The 621-nt window shown below is 72.6% G+C and carries 1 protein-coding gene; it reads left to right on the top strand.

What is annotated here, in order from left to right:
- Nucleotides 1-492, top strand: a 492-nt coding sequence (locus tag BYZ73_RS23960) for a phage tail tape measure protein (RefSeq protein ID WP_425451110.1), incomplete at its 5' end; no start/stop codon positions are given.
- Nucleotides 493-621: the final 129 nt, after the last annotated feature.

Here is a 621-nt window from a genome sequence, read left to right as displayed (position 1 = left end):
GCGGGCGACGCGATCTCGGCCTTGGCCGACCGGATGCTCGACGATCTGCTGGACCGGGCGCTGTCGCCGGTCTCGACCGCGATGGGCGGCTTCTTCGACAGCCTCTTCGCGGGGATGTTCGGCGGCGCCGGTGCGGGCGCGGGCGGCGGCGTGACGGTCAACGCGCTTGGCAATGTCTTCGAGGGCGGCCGGGTCCGGGCCTTTGCCGCGGGCGGCGTGGTCGACCGGCCGACCTTCTTTCCGATGCGGGGCGCCACGACCGGGCTGATGGGCGAGGCAGGCCCCGAGGCGATCCTGCCGCTGACCCGGCTGGGCAATGGCAAGCTCGGCGTCGCCAGCCTGGGCGGCGGCGGGTCTGTCCGCATGGGCGATGTGCATGTGTCGGTCGCGGGCAGCAATGCCAGCCCGGAACAGATCGCGGAAGTCGTGCGGCGGGTGACGCGCGACGAGGCGCAGCGGGTCTATGCCCGCCAGCGCCGGGAGGGCGTCTGATGGCCTTTCCGCCCGAGGCCGTGCGCATCGCGGGCTTCACGCTGCGCCAGATCAGCAGCGCGATCCGCACCCAAAGCCCCTACAGCTTCGCGCAGACCGCCTATGACTTCATGGGCGGGACCTGGGCGG

Origin of the sequence: Rhodovulum viride (assembly GCF_003265965.1) — a bacterium.
Classification (GTDB): domain Bacteria; phylum Pseudomonadota; class Alphaproteobacteria; order Rhodobacterales; family Rhodobacteraceae; genus Rhodovulum; species Rhodovulum kholense.
Note: the sequence above shows the minus strand (reverse complement) of the source record. Positions and strands in the feature narration are given on the sequence as shown.